Origin of the sequence: Aeromonas oralensis (assembly GCF_049665575.1) — a bacterium.
GTDB classification, from domain to species: domain Bacteria; phylum Pseudomonadota; class Gammaproteobacteria; order Enterobacterales; family Aeromonadaceae; genus Aeromonas; species Aeromonas hydrophila.
This window is the reverse complement of the sequence record NZ_CP187186.1, coordinates 3,454,426-3,469,147: the sequence shown is the minus strand read 5'-3', so window position 1 is coordinate 3,469,147 and position 14,722 is coordinate 3,454,426. Positions and strand designations below refer to the sequence as shown.

Sequence of the window (14,722 nt, the reverse complement as noted above, 5' to 3'; positions counted from 1 at the left end):
GATGCGGGGGCGTTTTGCTATCTCAACGGTTACTTGAAAACGCGGAAACGGGTGGCGTCGTCGATAAAGGTCTTGTCACCGCCGGTTGCTTGATGCTGCCAAAGGGCATCTGGGCGCGCAGCAGCCAGCTGGCGGGCAGGTTCCACTCCTTGTGTACCGCCTGGTCGATGAGCGGGTTGTAGTGCTGCAGGGAGGCGCCGATCTTCTCCTGGGCCAGGGTGGTCCAGACCGCGAACTGGGCGATGCCGGTGGCATGTTCCGACCAGATGGGGAAGTTGTCGGCATAGAGGGCGAATTTTTGCTGCAGATCCTGGATGACGTCGGTGTCTTCAAAGAAGAGCACGGTGCCGAAACCTGCGCGGAAGCTACCATCCACCTTGGCTTCACTTTGGGCGTAGGCTTCCGGCGGCACGATCTTTTTCAGCTCGGCTTTGACGATATCCCACAGCTTGTGGTGCTGGGCGCCAAACAGGATGACGGCGCGGGAGCTCTGGGAGTTGAACGAGGAGGGGCTGTGCTTGATGGCATCCTGGATGAGAGTGGTCAGCTGCTCCGGCGTATGGGAAACTTGGTCACCCAGGGCATAGATGGTACGACGTACTTTGATCTGTTCGATAAACGGACTGCTCATAACATCTCCTTTGTTTGACAGGGAATCGTCTTCGGTGGTCCTTGGCAAGGCCATCCGGCTCCGATTGTTCAAGCTATAGACTATAACACCCCCTTCCTGGTTAGCAGTCAACGCACAGTGGTCACTGTTTTTACTTTTTGTTGATATACATATCCACGGCATGGATGAGCGGTATCACGTTTATATGTTTTTTATCAATTGGCCAGCGTGAGGGCTGATTTCAATCAATGAATAATTCTTGCCGACAACCATAAGATCTCCGCATTCCAGTATTTCTATCGGGGTGTTGATGTTTCAGTGGCTGATTAGTCGGCGTTACTACCTGTTGACCTCATTTAGTCTGTTGCTGGGCACCCTGGTGCTGGTAGTGACCCTGGCCCTGGCGACGGCCAGCTATCTGCGCAGCATCGACAAGACGGTGGCCGGCTACGGCCACATGCTCTCCTCCCTCGATGCGGCCCTGATCCACGAGCTGGTGCTGGCCAACCAGCGTCAGCTGGCGGTGCTGGAGGCGTCGCTGGACAAGGCCGCCATCGCCCGCGGCGAGCCGGCCGACAACCCGCTCTGGGCCATTGCCCACCAGATCAAGCGCGACAGCCACTACATCTACTTCTACCACCCGCAAACGGACCGCATCAGCAGCTACCCGTCCTGGCAGCAGCCTGTCGAGTATCGTGCCGCCAGCCGGCCCTGGTATCGGGCGCTGTCGATGCCGGGCGATGACCTCATCTGGTTGGGTCCCTACCAGGAGTTCGGCTCGGACAAGCAGATCCTGACCCTGATCAAGCGGGTAAAGGGGCTGGATGGTCAGCTGCTCGGCCTGCTGATGGTCGACATGTCGTTCAACGCCATCCAGCGGGCACTGCAGCGGGCCATGGGTCGCAACCAGGCGGCCATCTACATCAGCTCGCGGGGGGGAGATGCACTGGTGGTGGGCTGCAACATGGCGCTCTATCAGCCGCCGGTGACCACGACGGGCGTGGTGGGCAGTGGGTTGGAGGTGATCTGGCATGGCCGCCATCTGCGCCGGGAGCTGGAAGGGATCGACTGGGATCTCAACATCTATCTGCCGCCAGAGCTGTTTCACGACGGCCTCGAGGAGGCCTTGCTGATGGTGGTGCTGCCGCTGCTCTCGCTATTTGCCATCTGGTTTTGCAGCATCAACTTTCTGGTGCGGGTGTTCAATCAGGAGCAGGCGCTGGTGGCTGGCTCGCTGACCGGCATAGTGCGGGATCCGACCCAGACACCCTGCCAGCTGAAGACCTGGTTCGTGCACAACAGCCTGAGCGAGATAGATCAGGTGCGGGCAAGCTTTCTGCAGGGGCAGGATGCCCTGCTGCACGATCCCCTCACCGGCATCATGAACCGGCGGGCCTTCACTCAGCGCCGCAGCGAGCTGGAAGAGAGCGCCACTCCCCACTGGCTGCTGCTGTTCGATGTCGATAACTTCAAGCGCATCAATGACAACTGGGGGCACACGGTGGGGGACGGCGTGCTCTGCCGGGTCGCCGAGCTGTTGGTGGCGGAGCTGGGCAGCGGCTGCGTCTACCGGATCGGGGGAGACGAATTCGCCGCCCTGCTGGCCTGGCCGCGCAGCGAGCTGGAGGCCGGGCTGACCCGGCTGCTGGCGCGGGTGCGCAATCAGCAGTGGCGCGAGTTTCGCGAGGCGGTGACCCTGAGCGTGGGCGGTGCCCACAGCCCGGATGACGGTGTGCTGCTGTTCGAGCGGGCCGACGAGTGTCTCTATCGGAGCAAGCGGCTGGGGCGCGATGGCTGGTCTTTGACGGAGCGGACCCGGCAGGAGCAGGGGGCTGACAGATCCTGTCATATGGATAACGGCTAGACGACCGCTGCCGCTCGGTGGGCCCCGGTACCGTTCGCTGCCCAATTTCCAGGCGATGTCATTTATGTATTTAAATTCAATATCTTATGCATGAATTGAATGGTGTCGAAGGCGGTGCGGGAGGCGGTGTCGCTCTCCTGCGACAGTGGCGCCCTTTGGCGGGAATCGTATAGTTCGGGGAAATTAATCAGGTTTGACAGGAGTACCCCATGGAGATGAACAAGCGTGGCATGAGCGCCCTGGCCCTGCTGGGCTCACTGCTGCTGGTCAGCGGCGTGGCGCAAGCCTCGGAGACACTCAATACCATCCTCGGTGGCGGTGCAGGTGGCGTGGCCGGTACCATGATCGGCAAGGAGCTGGGCGGTGATACCGGTGCCCTGGTGGGGGCGGCGTTGGGCGGTGCGGCCGGTGGCGCCGCCACGGCCAACAAGGGCAACAAGAATGAAGCGGCCCTCGGTGGCGCGGTCGGGGCCCTCGGTGGTGCGGCCATCGGCAAGAGCGTGGGTGGCAACACGGGTCAGCTGATCGGGGCCGGCGTCGGCGGGGCCAGCGGCTCCGCCATCGGTGCCAAGACTGGCGATGGCCACAAGAGCAACAACGATCGTTACTACGACGATGAGCACAGGCACCACAAGAAACACAAAAAGCACAAGAAACACAGATGGCACGACGATGATTGATCGCTGCCAGCAATGAGAGGGGGCCGACAGGCCCCTCTCTTGTTTGGCTCGACCGCCGCTCACACCAGCCGGTGTTGGCGGCGCCCCTCGGCGAAGGCGTTGATGTTGTCGATCAGCTGATCGGCGAGGCGCTGCATCGACTCCTCGCTGGCCCAGGCCACGTGGGGGGTGAGGATGAAGTGGGGGTACTGCAGCGCCTGCATCAGCGGATGGTCGGGGGGCGGCGGCTCGACGCTTGCCACGTCGAAACCGGCGCCGCCGAGGCGGCCGTTGGCCAGTGCCCGCAGCAGGGCCTCTTCATCCACCAGACCGCCGCGGCCGACGTTGATCAGCAAGGCGCCCGGCTTCATCAGCTCGAGTTCCCGCTTGCCAATCAGGTTGCGGGTATAAGGGGTTAGCGGGCAGTGCAGGCTGATGACGTCGGCGCTTTGCAGCAGCTCGTCCAGCGGCAGCCGATCCTCGTCGTGGCTGGCGCCGACCTGGCTCTGGGCGTAGCGCACCTCCATGCCGATCCCCCTGGCCCGCTCGCCGAGGGCCTGACCGAGCGTCCCCTTGCCGATGATGCCGAGCCGCTTGCCGTGCAGATCCGTGATGTGGTGATCGAAGAAGCAGAACTGGCCGCTCTGCTGCCAGCGACCCTCCAGCAGCGACTGGCGCCAGCAGAAGAGGTTGCGTGCCAGGGCCAGCATCAGCGCCATGGCGTGTTCCGGCACCGAGGGGCCCGAGTAGTTGCGGATATTGCAGACACCGACGTTGGCGGCGCGGCACGCCTCCAGATCCACGTTGTCGCTGCCGGTGGCGGCCAGTGCGATGAGTTTCAGGTCTGGCAACCGGGCCAGCTCGGCGGCGCCGATGCGCACCTTGTTGATGATGGCGATGCTGGCATCTTTGAGCCGCTCCACCACCTGCTCGGGGGCCGTGCTCGGGTAGCTCTGCCAGTGATGGGGAAAGTCGGGGTGGCGCAGGGTGATGCCGGTATCCAGGGTATCGCTGTCGAGAAACACAATTTGCTGCATGAAGCCTCCTGCCGTTGAGGCGTTCATGATGCCAAACATCGGCGACCGAGAGCCAGCTTGCTGCGCATCAATGGCTTGGCAATCGCGCCGGATGTGAGGCAGACGGCATTTTTGGGGTCAGAGCCAGCCGAGGTGGGTGAGCCAGCCCTGGATCCGGGTCGGCGTTTCATCCAGCTCCAGCAGGGCGTAGGGGCGGTAGTTGAGCTTGTGGCTGCGGCGGCTTTCGCTTCTGCGCGCCTCGGCGGCCAGCAATGGCCAGCGTCCGCCATCCTCCTGGTAGAGGTCGAGGGTCGGCATGGTGGCCTGGGCGATCTCCTTGGCGAAGATCTGGTTGCTCTGCTGGTCGGGGAAGAAGCCGTCGAGCAGCACCAGCGCATCGGGGGCGGGCAGCTGTTCGCTGGCGATGAGGTTGGTGGCCCAGGCGGCGCCGGTACCCTGCGCCAATATCAGCTTGAAGCCCCCCTCCTGCAGCTTGGCATCCCCCAGCTTGCTGATGCGGGTGGCAAACTGCTTGCGAAAGTCGTCGATGGCCTGCTGCTTTTTCTCGGCGGCGGGGTCCAGTTCGGTCTGTTGGGGCGAGGGGAGCAGCAGCAGGGTGTCGAAGCCGAGCCGGCCGAGGGCCCGGGTCAGTTGCCACAGCTGGCCGCTGCGCTGCCAGTCGGGCAAGAGGATGGCCAGCCCCACATAGCTGTCGCTGTCGTGCTTGGCGAACAGCACTGTCTGCTTGTCGATCTGGGTGCTGTTGGGCAGCCCCTGCCAGTCGTTGTTCTGCCAGTAGTCGAGCGGCGTCAGCGGTGTGCCCTCGCTGGCCTGCAAGGGGTTGCTTGCCAGCAGGGTCAGTAACAGCAGTGATAAGAACAATCTGGCCATAGTGCGCTCCCCCGGTTACTCGGGTTAGCGGCACCAGGCCGGTTTTCTGAAGGGGGAAGTGGCAGTGCTAGGGTGACGGCCGCTCGGGGCTGGCGAGCCTGGCCAGCTGGCGGTCGTGCAGGGGCGAGAACAGCAGCAGGGCAGTGGCGGCGCCAATCAGGGCGAAGAACATGTCGGACTGGGTATCCCAGGGGTCGCCTTGGGTGCCGAGAAACTCATCCGCCCCCTGGCCGAGCGCGAGGGCGGCTCCCCACTCGATGAACTCGTTGGTGACGCTGATGGCGAGCACCACGCAGACCACCAGAAACGCCAGCATGCGCCGGCCCTGCACATAGCCTCCGCGCAGCAGGATCTCCCGGCACACCAGGGCAGGCACGAAGCCCTGAAAGAAGTGTCCAATCTTGTCATAGGGGTTGCGACTGAGTTCGAGCCACTGCTGCAGCTCGAATCCCAGCGGGACGCGGGCGTAGGTATAAGCACCGCCCAGCATCAGCACCATGGCGTGCAGGGTGATGCACAGATAGAGCAGGCTGGTGAGCGGAAAACGGCGGTGCGTCACGGCAAGCAACGGCATGGCGATCAGCACGGGCGCGATCTCCATCAGCCAGGTCGCCCTGTCGTAGGGTTGCCAGCCGGAGAGAACCAGCAGTATCAGGGTCGACAACAGCAACAGACCTTTATGCAAAGATGTCATGGGGCGCTCCGGAGGATGGCACAAGCCGGGAATACTCCATTTAGCCATGCTTGCGCTTCGAATACAGCCGGGTGGCGCCGTGCACCCATAAAAAAAGCGAGCCAAAGGCTCGCTTTTTTACCATGGATTCAAGGGGCCAACTTAGTTGACGCGACGCTTGAACTCACCGGTGCGGGTATCGATTTCGATCTTGTCGCCGATCTCTACGAAGGCGGCAACGGCCAGCTCGTAGGTGGTGCCCTTCAGACGGGCCGGCTTGGTCACTTTACCGGAGGTGTCGCCACGGGCGGCCGGCTCGGTGTACTCGACTTCGCGAACGATGGTGGTCGGCAGTTCTACGGAGATGGCTTTCTCGTTGTAGAAAGTCACTTCGCAGATGTCTTCCATGCCGTCAACCATGTAGTTCAGGGCGTCACCCAGGTTGTCTTTCTCGACGTCGTACTGGTTGTACTCGGTGTCCATGAAGACATACAGGGGGTCGGAGAAGTAGGAGTAGGTGCACTCTTTACGTTCCAGCTGAACAACTTCCAGCTTGTCGTCGGCCTTGAATACGGTCTCTGTGGCGCTGCCGTTCAGCAGGCCTTTCAGCTTCATCTTGACCACGGCGGAGTTACGGCCGGATTTGTTGAATTCGGCTTTCTGGACCACCATCGGCTCGGTACCGATCATGACGACGTTACCAGCGCGGATTTCCTGTGCGGTTTTCATGTAAAAATTCCTGTTCGTATACGGGCAGATAAAAACTGCCAGATTATATACGGCTTTCTAAAAATTTCACCAGCCGAGTGACGAGATCCCCATCCCTGAGCTGCTTCTGTGACCAAGGTCGCCCATGTTGCAGCCATATCGCGGTGTGTTCCGGCCATTGCGCCCACCAATCGCGACAGTTTTCCCCCTGATTGAGGGCGTGGCTGAAGCCACGCAGCCACTGGCCGGTGGCGGTGGGCAGCTCTGCCAGATAGTGGTCGAGAAAGCCGTCCAGCTTGACCATGTGGGCCTGCTCTTCCTGCGGATAGATGTGCCACAGGAAGGGGCGAGCGGCCCACTGGGCTCGCACGAAGGAGTCTTCCCCGCGCACCAGATTAAGATCGCAGCTCCACAGCAGCCGGTCGTAACCGGCCTGATCGGTCATCGGCAGCAGTTTGATGGTGAGGTTGCCCGCCTGCAGCAGTGCCCCTGCCCTGGCCGTCGGAATGGCCGCAGCCAGCCCGGCGCCCGTGAGCACGTCATTGAGGGATCGCCCGAGCGGCAGCAGCAGGGTGACGGGGGGGCGCCCTGGCACCAGCTCTCGACCAGGCTGGTCAGGGCGGCGCTCTCGTAGGTAAAGAGGCTGACCCGCAGCTCATGCTCTTGTTTGGGTGGCAGGCCGAGGCTGGCCCAGTAGGCGGCAAGCCCAGCTTCATCCTGTTGCCAGCGCTCGCGCTCGACGATGAGGCCGCGCTCGCACAAGAGGCCGCCGGTTTTAGCGGTAAAGCCCGGGAAGAAAAAGTATTTGTTGAGGCTCTGGTTGCCGACCCGCTGGGGCGAGGCGAGGGCGTGGCAATCCTCGACCCAGCTTTCGGCCGAGAGGTATTCGAGGTTGATCCAGCAGGGGGGCCTGGGCTGGCTCGCCATCTGCTCGGCCATTCGTTCAATGAAGGGGGCGGGCAGCTGGCAGGCAAAGGCCTCGATCACCACCCTGGCCGGGAGGGTGTCGGGCGGCAGGGTGTCGTGCCAGTGCTGGATATGGATGCCATCGACCCACTGGCTATCCAGCGCGGGGTCGAGCCCCGGGCAGATGCGGGCAAAGCTTGCCAGATCGTCCACCCAGAGCCGCACCTGGACCTCATTGCCGTGGGTCGGGAGCGCGCCTTCCTGTTTCAGCTGGCGAGCCAGCCGCCAGGTGACGCCGATGTCGCCGAAGTTGTCCACTACGCAGCAGAAGATATCCCAGTCAAATTGGGGGAGGGAGCTGGTCATGTCAGGGCATCCAGATACAAAAAAACCGGTGCGCAGGGTAGCACACCGGTTGACTGGCTTCTAACCGTCAGCGCGTGACGGTGGCTGCGGCAGGTTACTCCTTGCCGTAGACGTTGTTCTCTTGCTCGCGTACCCGGATAAAGGTGGTGTGTGCTTTGTGCAGCTCTTTAAGCAGGCGGTACAGCAGATGAACCAGGTTTACTCCTTGCCGTAGACGTTGTTCTCTTGCTCACGCACCCGGATAAAGGTGGTGCGTTTGGTGAGCTCTTTCAGCTGGCTGGCACCCACATAAGTACAGGTGGAGCGCACCCCGCCCAGAATGTCGCGCACCGTGTTTTCGACCGGGCCGCGATAGGGCAGCAGCACGGTTTTGCCCTCGGAGGCGCGGTACTCGGCAACGCCGCCGGCGTGCTTGTCCATGGCGCTTGAGGAGCTCATGCCGTAGAACTTCATGAAGGGTTCGCCATCCACGTCGACGATTTCGCCGCCACACTCCTCGTGGGCCGCCAGCATGCCGCCCAGCATCACGAAGTCGGCGCCGCCGCCAAACGCCTTGGCCACATCCCCCGGGCAGGTGCAGCCGCCGTCACCGACGATCTGGCCGCCCAGGCCATGGGCCGCATCGGCACACTCGATGATGGCGGAGAGCTGCGGGTAGCCGACCCCGGTCTTGACCCGGGTGGTGCAGACCGAGCCCGGGCCTATGCCCACCTTGACGATGTCGGCGCCGGAGAGGATCAGCTCCTCCACCATCTCGCCGGTGACCACGTTGCCCGCCAGAATGACGTGGTTCGGGCAGGCCTCGCGGATCTTGCGCAGAAACTCGACGAAGTGCTGGGAGTAGCCGTTGGCCACATCGACGCAGATGAAGCGCAGGGCGCTGGACATGGCCAGGATCTGGCGGGTCTTGGTGAAGTCATCCTCGGAGGTGCCGGTAGAGACCATCACGTGACCCAGCAGCGCCGGGTCGGTCTCATTGACGAAGGTTTGCCACTGCGCAAGGCTGTAGTGCTTGTGAACTGCGGTCATCATCTCGAAGCCGGCCAGGGTACGCGCCATGGCGAAGCTGCCGACGGTATCCATGTTGGCGGCGATGACGGGCACCCCTTGCCATTGGGTCTGGGTGTGCTTGAAGGTGAACTGACGGGTCAGGCTGACTTGGGAACGGCTCTTGAGAGTAGAGCGCTTGGGGCGGAATAGGACATCCTTGAAACCGAGCTTCAAGTCTTCTTCGATACGCATTACGAATTCCTTATTGAGCCTTGTTTGATAGGTCACTTTGCAGTGGCAACTTTTCGGCAGGCGCAAAAAAACCGGTGGTTTTCAGGCCCTCCGGTTTACAACAGTGTAGGCAAAAATCCCGCCAGAACAAGACTGATAATTCACGAAGCCTTGTGGTAGCCTTTGGCGTCACAACCTGAGCACAGCCTTGGGTTTCATCCAGCCCCGTTGATGTTCCCCCGTTCGTCTAATTGAAAGATCCTGACAGAATCCTTTTTGGCAAGCTGCTGCGTGATCCTGACGCCATGCGCCATGGCCGCGCTGGTGGCGGCGAGGCGGCCACGTTCACCAGTTGACAGCCGCCTTTTCCATCTCCACTCTGGGCTGCTCGGGTCAGCGTCGGCCCTGCCCTGACAAGGAGTAAAGATGTTCGGATTGCGAATGATGCCACTGCTGTTGCTGGTCGGTCTCGCCCTGCCGGGAGCGGCTCGGGCTGCCTCCGATCCTGCCGTCTATGGCTGGATTGAGAAGGGACTCATCATGCCGAGCGGGGTGGCGGTGAAGATGAAGCTGGATACCGGGGCACTCACCTCCTCGCTCGATGCGCGGGATTTGCGCCACTTCAAGCGTGACGGCAAGTCCTGGGTACGCTTTACCCTGAAGGTCACCGATGCCAATACCGATCGGCAGGTGAGCCAGACTCTGGAACGGCCCGGTGGAGCACATGGTGACGGTACGTGGTGCCGGCGGCATGGAGCAGCGCCCCACGGTTACCATGTCCATCTGCCTGGGCGACAAGGTGTATGAGGAGTGGTTCACCCTGCGGGATCGCAGCAAGATGATCTATCCGGTGTTGCTGGGGCGTCGCCTGCTGGCGGATCTCGGCGCAGTGGATTCGAGCCGCACCTTCACGGTGCAGCCGAGCTGTCGTTAGTACAATTTCGGCGCGGATCTAAAAAACGGCGTTTCACAGCTAAATCACACTGTCTCTGCCAGAGGTAGCATTTGCACCATACCCTCGATGCGGGCGAGCTCATTCGCCCGCAAGGGATGGAGCATGGAGTGGAGCATAGTGAAAGCCTACCAACAAACTGTATCTGAATGGCTATCGCTCGCAGGTGAGCAGCAAGGTGTTGCCTTGAGCCTGGGAAGTGATGGTCACTGCCGTGTGCCGTTCGGCCAGGATGGCGAGTGTCTGGTCGAGGTACCAGACAACGACGAACTGCAGGTATGTTACTTCTATATCCCGTTACTGCGTCTACCTGATGATGCAGCCAGCCAGTTGCAGCTGGCCCGCTCCGCCCTCGAACTGAACATGTTTGGTCTGGCCACCGGGGGCAGCCAGATCAGTCTGGACAGTCGCAGCAACCACCTGGTGCTGACCTTTTCTTCTCTCATTGAAATGCTCGATAGCACTCTGTTTATGCAGACCCTGGGCGAGTTTCTCGATCTCGGCGTTACGTTGCAGGCGCAGTTGCAGAGTGTGCTCGCGCAGCAGAAGAGCTCTTCACAGCCATCCCCGTTGTCCGGCGTCATCATTCCATGTTGACGGGTGTCCATTTGTCTTAATCAGGAACAGAACATGTCTATCCAAAGCATTGGCCAGCCCCTGCATGCCACCGCGGTTACCTCTCATGCTCATGGCGAGGTACAGAGCCCGTCTGGTCAGAACAAGGTTCACCACAATCTGGCATCTCATTACACCAGCCTCGGATTGGGTTCCCGTGTACAGCCTGGCAAGGTATTGAATACCTCGCTCAAATGGCTGACCCTCAGTGCCCCGGCTCGCAAGATTGGCATCGCCATTCAGGGCGGCCATGACTCCCATGCCCAGAGTGTCAAAGGCAAGGCGCGTTACTGGACCGGTGCTCTCATCAAGGGCTTGGCCAATATCACCGGGGGCGTCAGCAGTGTCGCCAGCGGCGCGGTGGCCGCTGGCGCTGCCGGGGTGAAAAACCTGGGTGAGTCAGCCGCCCGTCTGGTTGCCTCCTCTTCACTGGGATTAGCCGGTGCCGTGATGAAAGGAGCCTCCCATCTGCCCCTGGGAATGTCGGAGCGACTGCAGCAAGGGTCACAGCAGGCGTTGAGTGCAGCCAAAGAGGTGCTCAAGCCTGCCTTCGTGGCTAAGGCTGAGCAGGAACCGCTCACTGTCGAAGGGGCTCGTGCCGTCATGGATGCCGCCCAGTTGGCAAGAGTCAGTTGTTCCAGCAGTTATCGTGAGATGCCGGCTGGCTACCATCACGCCACGCTGGCGGACATTCCACCCTCTATTCTGGCACGGCGTGAAGATGGAACAGGTGGTAGCGGGAGTGCGCTGGCCCTGCATGTCGTTGCGAAAAAGGGTGAGAACGATCCCTTCATCTTGGCTGGGGATGCCTGGTCTGCGCTCAAGGTCGCTGTCTACAAGCGTGACGACACTCTAGTGCTCTCGTTTGTTGGTACCCAGCCAACCAAGCGACCGGGGACGCTAAAGAGCGATGCCGGTGCGGCGCTCGGGATCAAGGACAGTGCGTTTCAGGATGCAGACCGTCTGGTCAAGGCGTTTGCCGAGCAGCATGGAGGCAAGGTCGAGGTGCTGGGCCACTCTCTGGGAGGTGGCTTGGCGCAATATGCCGGCATCAAACACGGGTTGAAGGTCACGGCCTTTAACAGCATGGGGCTGCATGTCGGGTTGCGGGATCGGCTCGCCCACAAGCTTGATCAAGCCAACGTTACCCATATCAACACCAGTGGCGATCCGCTGAGTCAGAAGGTTGAGCACGGGATTTTCGGGCTGGATGCCTCTGCTCAGGTGGGCAAGCGGTATGTCATAGAACATTCCGGTGGTCACCGAATGGAGGCAGTGACGGCCGGTTTGGACGAGCTGCTTGCTTGAGCTGTCGACCGCAGCCTGGCTGCTTCTGCGTAATCAACCTATGTAAACAACGCCTCCGATGGGAGGCGTTGTCGTTTCTAGGTCATGGCTGGGATGGGTTGCGAGAGGGCAGCAGCACGCTCACCTCCAGCCCCCCTTCCGGCCGGTTGTGGATGTCGAGATCGGCGCCGTGCAGCTGGGCAATGCGCGAGACGATGGCCATGCCGAGGCCGACCCCGTCCCCCTGCTGGGGATTGACCCGAAAGAAGCGCTCGCACAGGCGCGACAGGGCGGCGGTGGGGATGCCGGGGCCGTTGTCGCGAATGTCGACCCTGACCCTGTGCCCCTCCTGGCGCGCCTCGACCGCGATCTCGCCCTGCGCCTGGGTGTAGCGCAGCGCATTGTCGATGAGGTTGCTGAACATCAGCTCCAGCAGGGTGGCCTGCCCCATCACCGTCAGCTGCTCGGTGCCTTCCAGCGACAGCTGCTGATCCTTTTTCAGGGCGATGGGGGCCAGGGTGGCCAGGGTGCCCTGCAGCAGCTGGTTCAGGTTGAGCTCGGTCAGCTCCAGCCCCTGCTGGTTGTCGATGCGGGCCTGGGTCAGCAGCTGGCGTAGCAGCCGATCGCTGCGATCGAGCGCCAGCAGCATCTTCTGCAGGGAGTGCTGACGGCTCTTGGCATCCTCGGCAGCCAGCGCGTTCTCGCTGTGGATGCGCAGCACCGCCAGCGGGGTGCGCAGCTCGTGGGCGGCCTCGTTGGTGAACTGCTTCTCCCGCTCTATGGTGTCGGCAAGCGCGTGCATCAACCGGTTGATTTCGTTGGTGAGCGGGGTCAGCTCCTGGGCCCGGATCTTGAGGGTGAGCGGGCTCAGGTTGGCGGGGTGGCGCTCACCGATGGCCTGGGCCAGCAGCCGCAGCGGCGCCAGCCCGCGGGAGATGAGCCACCACAGCAGGCCGAGCAGGAAGGGCAGGGTGATGAGCAGCGGCAGCATGGCCAGGGTGGCCATCTTGCTGGCCAGCTCGCTGCGCTCGTCATCCCGCTCCGCCACGATGAGCCAGGTGTGCTCGTCCTGGTTGTAGAGGGTGAAGGTGCGCCACTCGTGGTTGTCCTTGGTGACGTTGTTGAAGCCGGGGGCCAGGGCGCCGAGGGGCTGGTTGGGGGCGCTGGGAGAGCGCAGCAGTATGTGGCCCTGCTCGCTCAGCAGCTGGAAGTAGAGGTTGCGCTCGAATTCGTGGCCGAAGGGGGTGAGCTCCCTGTCTTCTCCCCGCAGGTTGAAGCTGGTGTCCTTCTGCCATTGATCCGGGTTGTGCTGCTCCCAGTCCTGATAGACGGTGCCGTTGGCGGGTAGTTCGCCATTTTGCTCCAGATAGCGGCTGAGCAGCTGGTTGGTGATGCGGGAGGACTGGGCGAGACGGGCATCGAACAGCTCCTCCATCTCGTGGTTGGCCTCCAGATAACCGATGAGGGCGCTGATGGCCAGGCTGGCGCTGACCAGCGCCAGGATGCCGGAGAGCAGGAAGCGGCGGATGGAGCGGGGACGCGTCATGCCCGGTGGTCCCGGCGCTGGGCCTGTTCAAGCTGGGGAATGATATAGCCGACCCCACGGATATTGCGGATGAGATCGCTGTAGAACTTCTTGCGCAGGTGGTGAATGTGCACCTCCACCGCGTTGCTCTCGGCCCCCTCGTCCCAGCCGTAGAGGCTCTGCTGCAGCTGATCCTTGCTCAGCACCCGGCCGCTCTGGGTGATGAGCTCCTGCAACAGCTTGTATTCGTGGGGGGTGAGTTTGACCGGCTCGCCCCGATAGGTGACCTGCTGGGACTCGGGATAGAGCTGCAGCTCGCCGTATTCGAGTACCGCCTGGGCCTGGCCCTTGCTGCGCCGCACCAGGGCGCGCAGGCGGGCGTTGAGCTCCTGTAGGGCGAACGGCTTGACCATGTAATCGTCGGAACCCGCATCCAGCCCCAGCACTCGGTCGTCCAGGGCGTCGCGGGCGGTGAGGATCAGCACCGGCAGCGTCTGGCCTTCCCGGCGCAGCTTGCGCAGCAGGCTGATGCCGTCGATGTCCGGCAGGTTGAGATCCAGAATGAGCGCGGCAAACTCCTCGCTCTTGAGCACCGACAGGGCAGGCAGCCCCTGCTGCAGCCAGTCCACCGTGTAGCCGCTGCTGCGCAGGGCATCCACCATGCCGTCACCTAGCATCACATCATCTTCCACCAACAGGATCCGCATTGTTATTCCCCTCAAAAGACGCTGCCCACCAGTATGCAAGCTGGTGGGCAGAGTTTAAATAGCGCTCTGATCCGACTTGGGTTTATAGCTTGTCGAGGCGATCGCGGATCTCGATGCGTCGACCCTGATCCGCCAGCTCGCGACCCGGCCGGGGTGGGGCGGTCAGCGCCTTCTCCAGATAGCCCCTGGCCTCGGCCTTGCGGCCCTGATCCAGCAGGAAGTCGCCGTAGAAGAAGTTGGGGTCGATGCCGGTCGGGTTGATGGCCAGCGCCTGCTTGAGCAGCTGTTCGGCCTTCTCGTCATCGCCAAAGCCTACCGGCCAACCCGGCACCTGATAGTAGAGCGAGCCCAGGCTGGTATAGGCGGAGCCATCCAGTGCCTTGGGGTCCTGCTTGAGGGCGATCTCCAGCTTGGCCTTGGCCTCCTTGACCAGACCTAGCGCCCCCAGCCCACCCTTGGCGCCGGCCCAGGTGCTCTTGACGATGGCCGACCAGATCAGCAGGTCGGTGCGAAAGGCCTCCTTGGCGCTGGCCTGATCGGCCTGGCTGCTCAGCTGTTCGAGGCAGCTCTCCTTGGCCTTGCCGGTCTGCTGATACTGACAGACGGCCCACTGCTGCTGGATGACGGGCAGGGCGTCGGCGGCCTGGGCCATCCCCGAGCCCAGCATGAGCAGCAGGAGGGCGCCGTGGGTGAAACGGGGGCGGAAAGTGGCGTGCTTCATC

12 protein-coding genes and 3 pseudogenes are annotated in these 14,722 nt (G+C 62.2%); 5 read left to right on the top strand and 10 right to left on the bottom strand.

Annotated elements, in window-relative coordinates; all coding sequences use genetic code 11:
- Window positions 1-29: 29 nt before the first annotated feature.
- Window positions 30-631, bottom strand: a pseudogene (locus ACPDZI_RS16010) (nitroreductase family protein).
- A 289-nt stretch (window positions 632-920) separates the two neighbouring features.
- On the opposite strand from ACPDZI_RS16010, the gene ACPDZI_RS16005 reads away from it, so the two are divergent.
- Complete coding sequence (locus tag ACPDZI_RS16005) at window positions 921-2,474, top strand: GGDEF domain-containing protein (RefSeq protein ID WP_438833467.1); 1,554 nt, start codon at window positions 921-923, stop codon at window positions 2,472-2,474.
- Between the two features lie 209 nt (window positions 2,475-2,683).
- A complete protein-coding gene (locus ACPDZI_RS16000; RefSeq protein WP_076360381.1) occupies window positions 2,684-3,154 on the top strand; it encodes a YMGG-like glycine zipper-containing protein in 471 nt (156 codons plus the stop codon).
- A 59-nt stretch (window positions 3,155-3,213) separates the two neighbouring features.
- Here the strand turns inward: ACPDZI_RS16000 and ACPDZI_RS15995 are convergent, their stop codons facing one another.
- From ACPDZI_RS15995 to ACPDZI_RS15970, 6 genes and pseudogenes are all read right to left on the bottom strand, one after another.
- Window positions 3,214-4,170 carry a D-2-hydroxyacid dehydrogenase gene (locus ACPDZI_RS15995; protein ID WP_438833466.1) on the bottom strand — a complete coding sequence of 319 codons (957 nt, stop codon included), beginning with the start codon at window positions 4,168-4,170 and terminating at the stop codon, window positions 3,214-3,216.
- Between the two features lie 117 nt (window positions 4,171-4,287).
- Window positions 4,288-5,040, bottom strand: a complete 753-nt coding sequence (locus tag ACPDZI_RS15990) for a DUF3530 family protein (protein WP_011707004.1) — start codon at window positions 5,038-5,040, stop codon at window positions 4,288-4,290.
- Window positions 5,041-5,107: 67 nt separating this feature from the next.
- Window positions 5,108-5,734: a DUF2238 domain-containing protein gene (locus ACPDZI_RS15985; RefSeq protein WP_438833465.1), complete on the bottom strand. Its 627-nt coding sequence runs from the start codon at window positions 5,732-5,734 to the stop codon at window positions 5,108-5,110.
- 141 nt (window positions 5,735-5,875) lie between these two features.
- Window positions 5,876-6,442, bottom strand: coding sequence for an elongation factor P (gene efp / locus ACPDZI_RS15980; RefSeq protein WP_011707002.1), 567 nt, complete (start codon window positions 6,440-6,442; stop codon window positions 5,876-5,878).
- A gap of 43 nt (window positions 6,443-6,485) precedes the next feature.
- Window positions 6,486-7,693, bottom strand: a pseudogene (earP, locus tag ACPDZI_RS15975) (elongation factor P maturation arginine rhamnosyltransferase EarP).
- 198 nt (window positions 7,694-7,891) lie between these two features.
- The gene (locus ACPDZI_RS15970) at window positions 7,892-8,935 is read right to left on the bottom strand and encodes a GMP reductase (protein WP_076360377.1); all 1,044 of its coding nucleotides are present in this window, start codon (window positions 8,933-8,935) and stop codon (window positions 7,892-7,894) included.
- 405 nt (window positions 8,936-9,340) lie between these two features.
- Here ACPDZI_RS15970 and ACPDZI_RS15965 point away from each other — a divergent pair.
- The 3 genes and pseudogenes from ACPDZI_RS15965 (at window position 9,341) to ACPDZI_RS15955 (ending at window position 11,789) form a co-directional block, all read left to right on the top strand.
- Window positions 9,341-9,848 (top strand): annotated as a pseudogene (locus ACPDZI_RS15965) (ATP-dependent zinc protease family protein).
- Between the two features lie 138 nt (window positions 9,849-9,986).
- Window positions 9,987-10,463, top strand: coding sequence for a CesT family type III secretion system chaperone (locus ACPDZI_RS15960; protein ID WP_260392346.1), 477 nt, complete (start codon window positions 9,987-9,989; stop codon window positions 10,461-10,463).
- Window positions 10,464-10,496: 33 nt separating this feature from the next.
- Window positions 10,497-11,789: a phospholipase gene (locus tag ACPDZI_RS15955; RefSeq protein ID WP_438833464.1), complete on the top strand. Its 1,293-nt coding sequence runs from the start codon at window positions 10,497-10,499 to the stop codon at window positions 11,787-11,789.
- 82 nt (window positions 11,790-11,871) lie between these two features.
- Here ACPDZI_RS15955 and ACPDZI_RS15950 read toward each other — a convergent pair whose 3' ends face one another.
- From ACPDZI_RS15950 to ACPDZI_RS15940, 3 genes are all read right to left on the bottom strand, one after another.
- The gene (locus tag ACPDZI_RS15950) at window positions 11,872-13,314 is read right to left on the bottom strand and encodes an ATP-binding protein (RefSeq protein ID WP_438833463.1); all 1,443 of its coding nucleotides are present in this window, start codon (window positions 13,312-13,314) and stop codon (window positions 11,872-11,874) included.
- Window positions 13,311-14,000, bottom strand: coding sequence for a response regulator (locus ACPDZI_RS15945; protein WP_024944216.1), 690 nt, complete (start codon window positions 13,998-14,000; stop codon window positions 13,311-13,313). The genes ACPDZI_RS15950 and ACPDZI_RS15945 overlap by 4 nt, the downstream gene beginning before the upstream one ends.
- 82 nt (window positions 14,001-14,082) lie before the next feature.
- A complete protein-coding gene (locus tag ACPDZI_RS15940) occupies window positions 14,083-14,721 on the bottom strand; it encodes a tetratricopeptide repeat protein (protein ID WP_076360374.1) in 639 nt (212 codons plus the stop codon).
- Window position 14,722 lies beyond the last annotated feature (1 nt).

What these genes read in the sequence shown, in the direction of transcription:
- ACPDZI_RS15950 (WP_438833463.1), bottom strand. Translation starts at nt 13,314, where the DNA reads ATGACGCGTCCCCGCTCCATCCGCCGCTTCCTGCTCTCCGGCATCCTG.
- efp (WP_011707002.1), bottom strand. Translation starts at nt 6,442, where the DNA reads ATGAAAACCGCACAGGAAATCCGCGCTGGTAACGTCGTCATGATCGGT.
- ACPDZI_RS15940 (WP_076360374.1), bottom strand. Translation starts at nt 14,721, where the DNA reads ATGAAGCACGCCACTTTCCGCCCCCGTTTCACCCACGGCGCCCTCCTG.
- ACPDZI_RS16000 (WP_076360381.1), top strand. Translation starts at nt 2,684, where the DNA reads ATGGAGATGAACAAGCGTGGCATGAGCGCCCTGGCCCTGCTGGGCTCA.
- ACPDZI_RS15990 (WP_011707004.1), bottom strand. Translation starts at nt 5,040, where the DNA reads ATGGCCAGATTGTTCTTATCACTGCTGTTACTGACCCTGCTGGCAAGC.
- ACPDZI_RS16005 (WP_438833467.1), top strand. Translation starts at nt 921, where the DNA reads ATGTTTCAGTGGCTGATTAGTCGGCGTTACTACCTGTTGACCTCATTT.
- ACPDZI_RS15955 (WP_438833464.1), top strand. Translation starts at nt 10,497, where the DNA reads ATGTCTATCCAAAGCATTGGCCAGCCCCTGCATGCCACCGCGGTTACC.
- ACPDZI_RS15995 (WP_438833466.1), bottom strand. Translation starts at nt 4,170, where the DNA reads ATGCAGCAAATTGTGTTTCTCGACAGCGATACCCTGGATACCGGCATC.
- ACPDZI_RS15945 (WP_024944216.1), bottom strand. Translation starts at nt 14,000, where the DNA reads ATGCGGATCCTGTTGGTGGAAGATGATGTGATGCTAGGTGACGGCATG.
- ACPDZI_RS15985 (WP_438833465.1), bottom strand. Translation starts at nt 5,734, where the DNA reads ATGACATCTTTGCATAAAGGTCTGTTGCTGTTGTCGACCCTGATACTG.
- ACPDZI_RS15970 (WP_076360377.1), bottom strand. Translation starts at nt 8,935, where the DNA reads ATGCGTATCGAAGAAGACTTGAAGCTCGGTTTCAAGGATGTCCTATTC.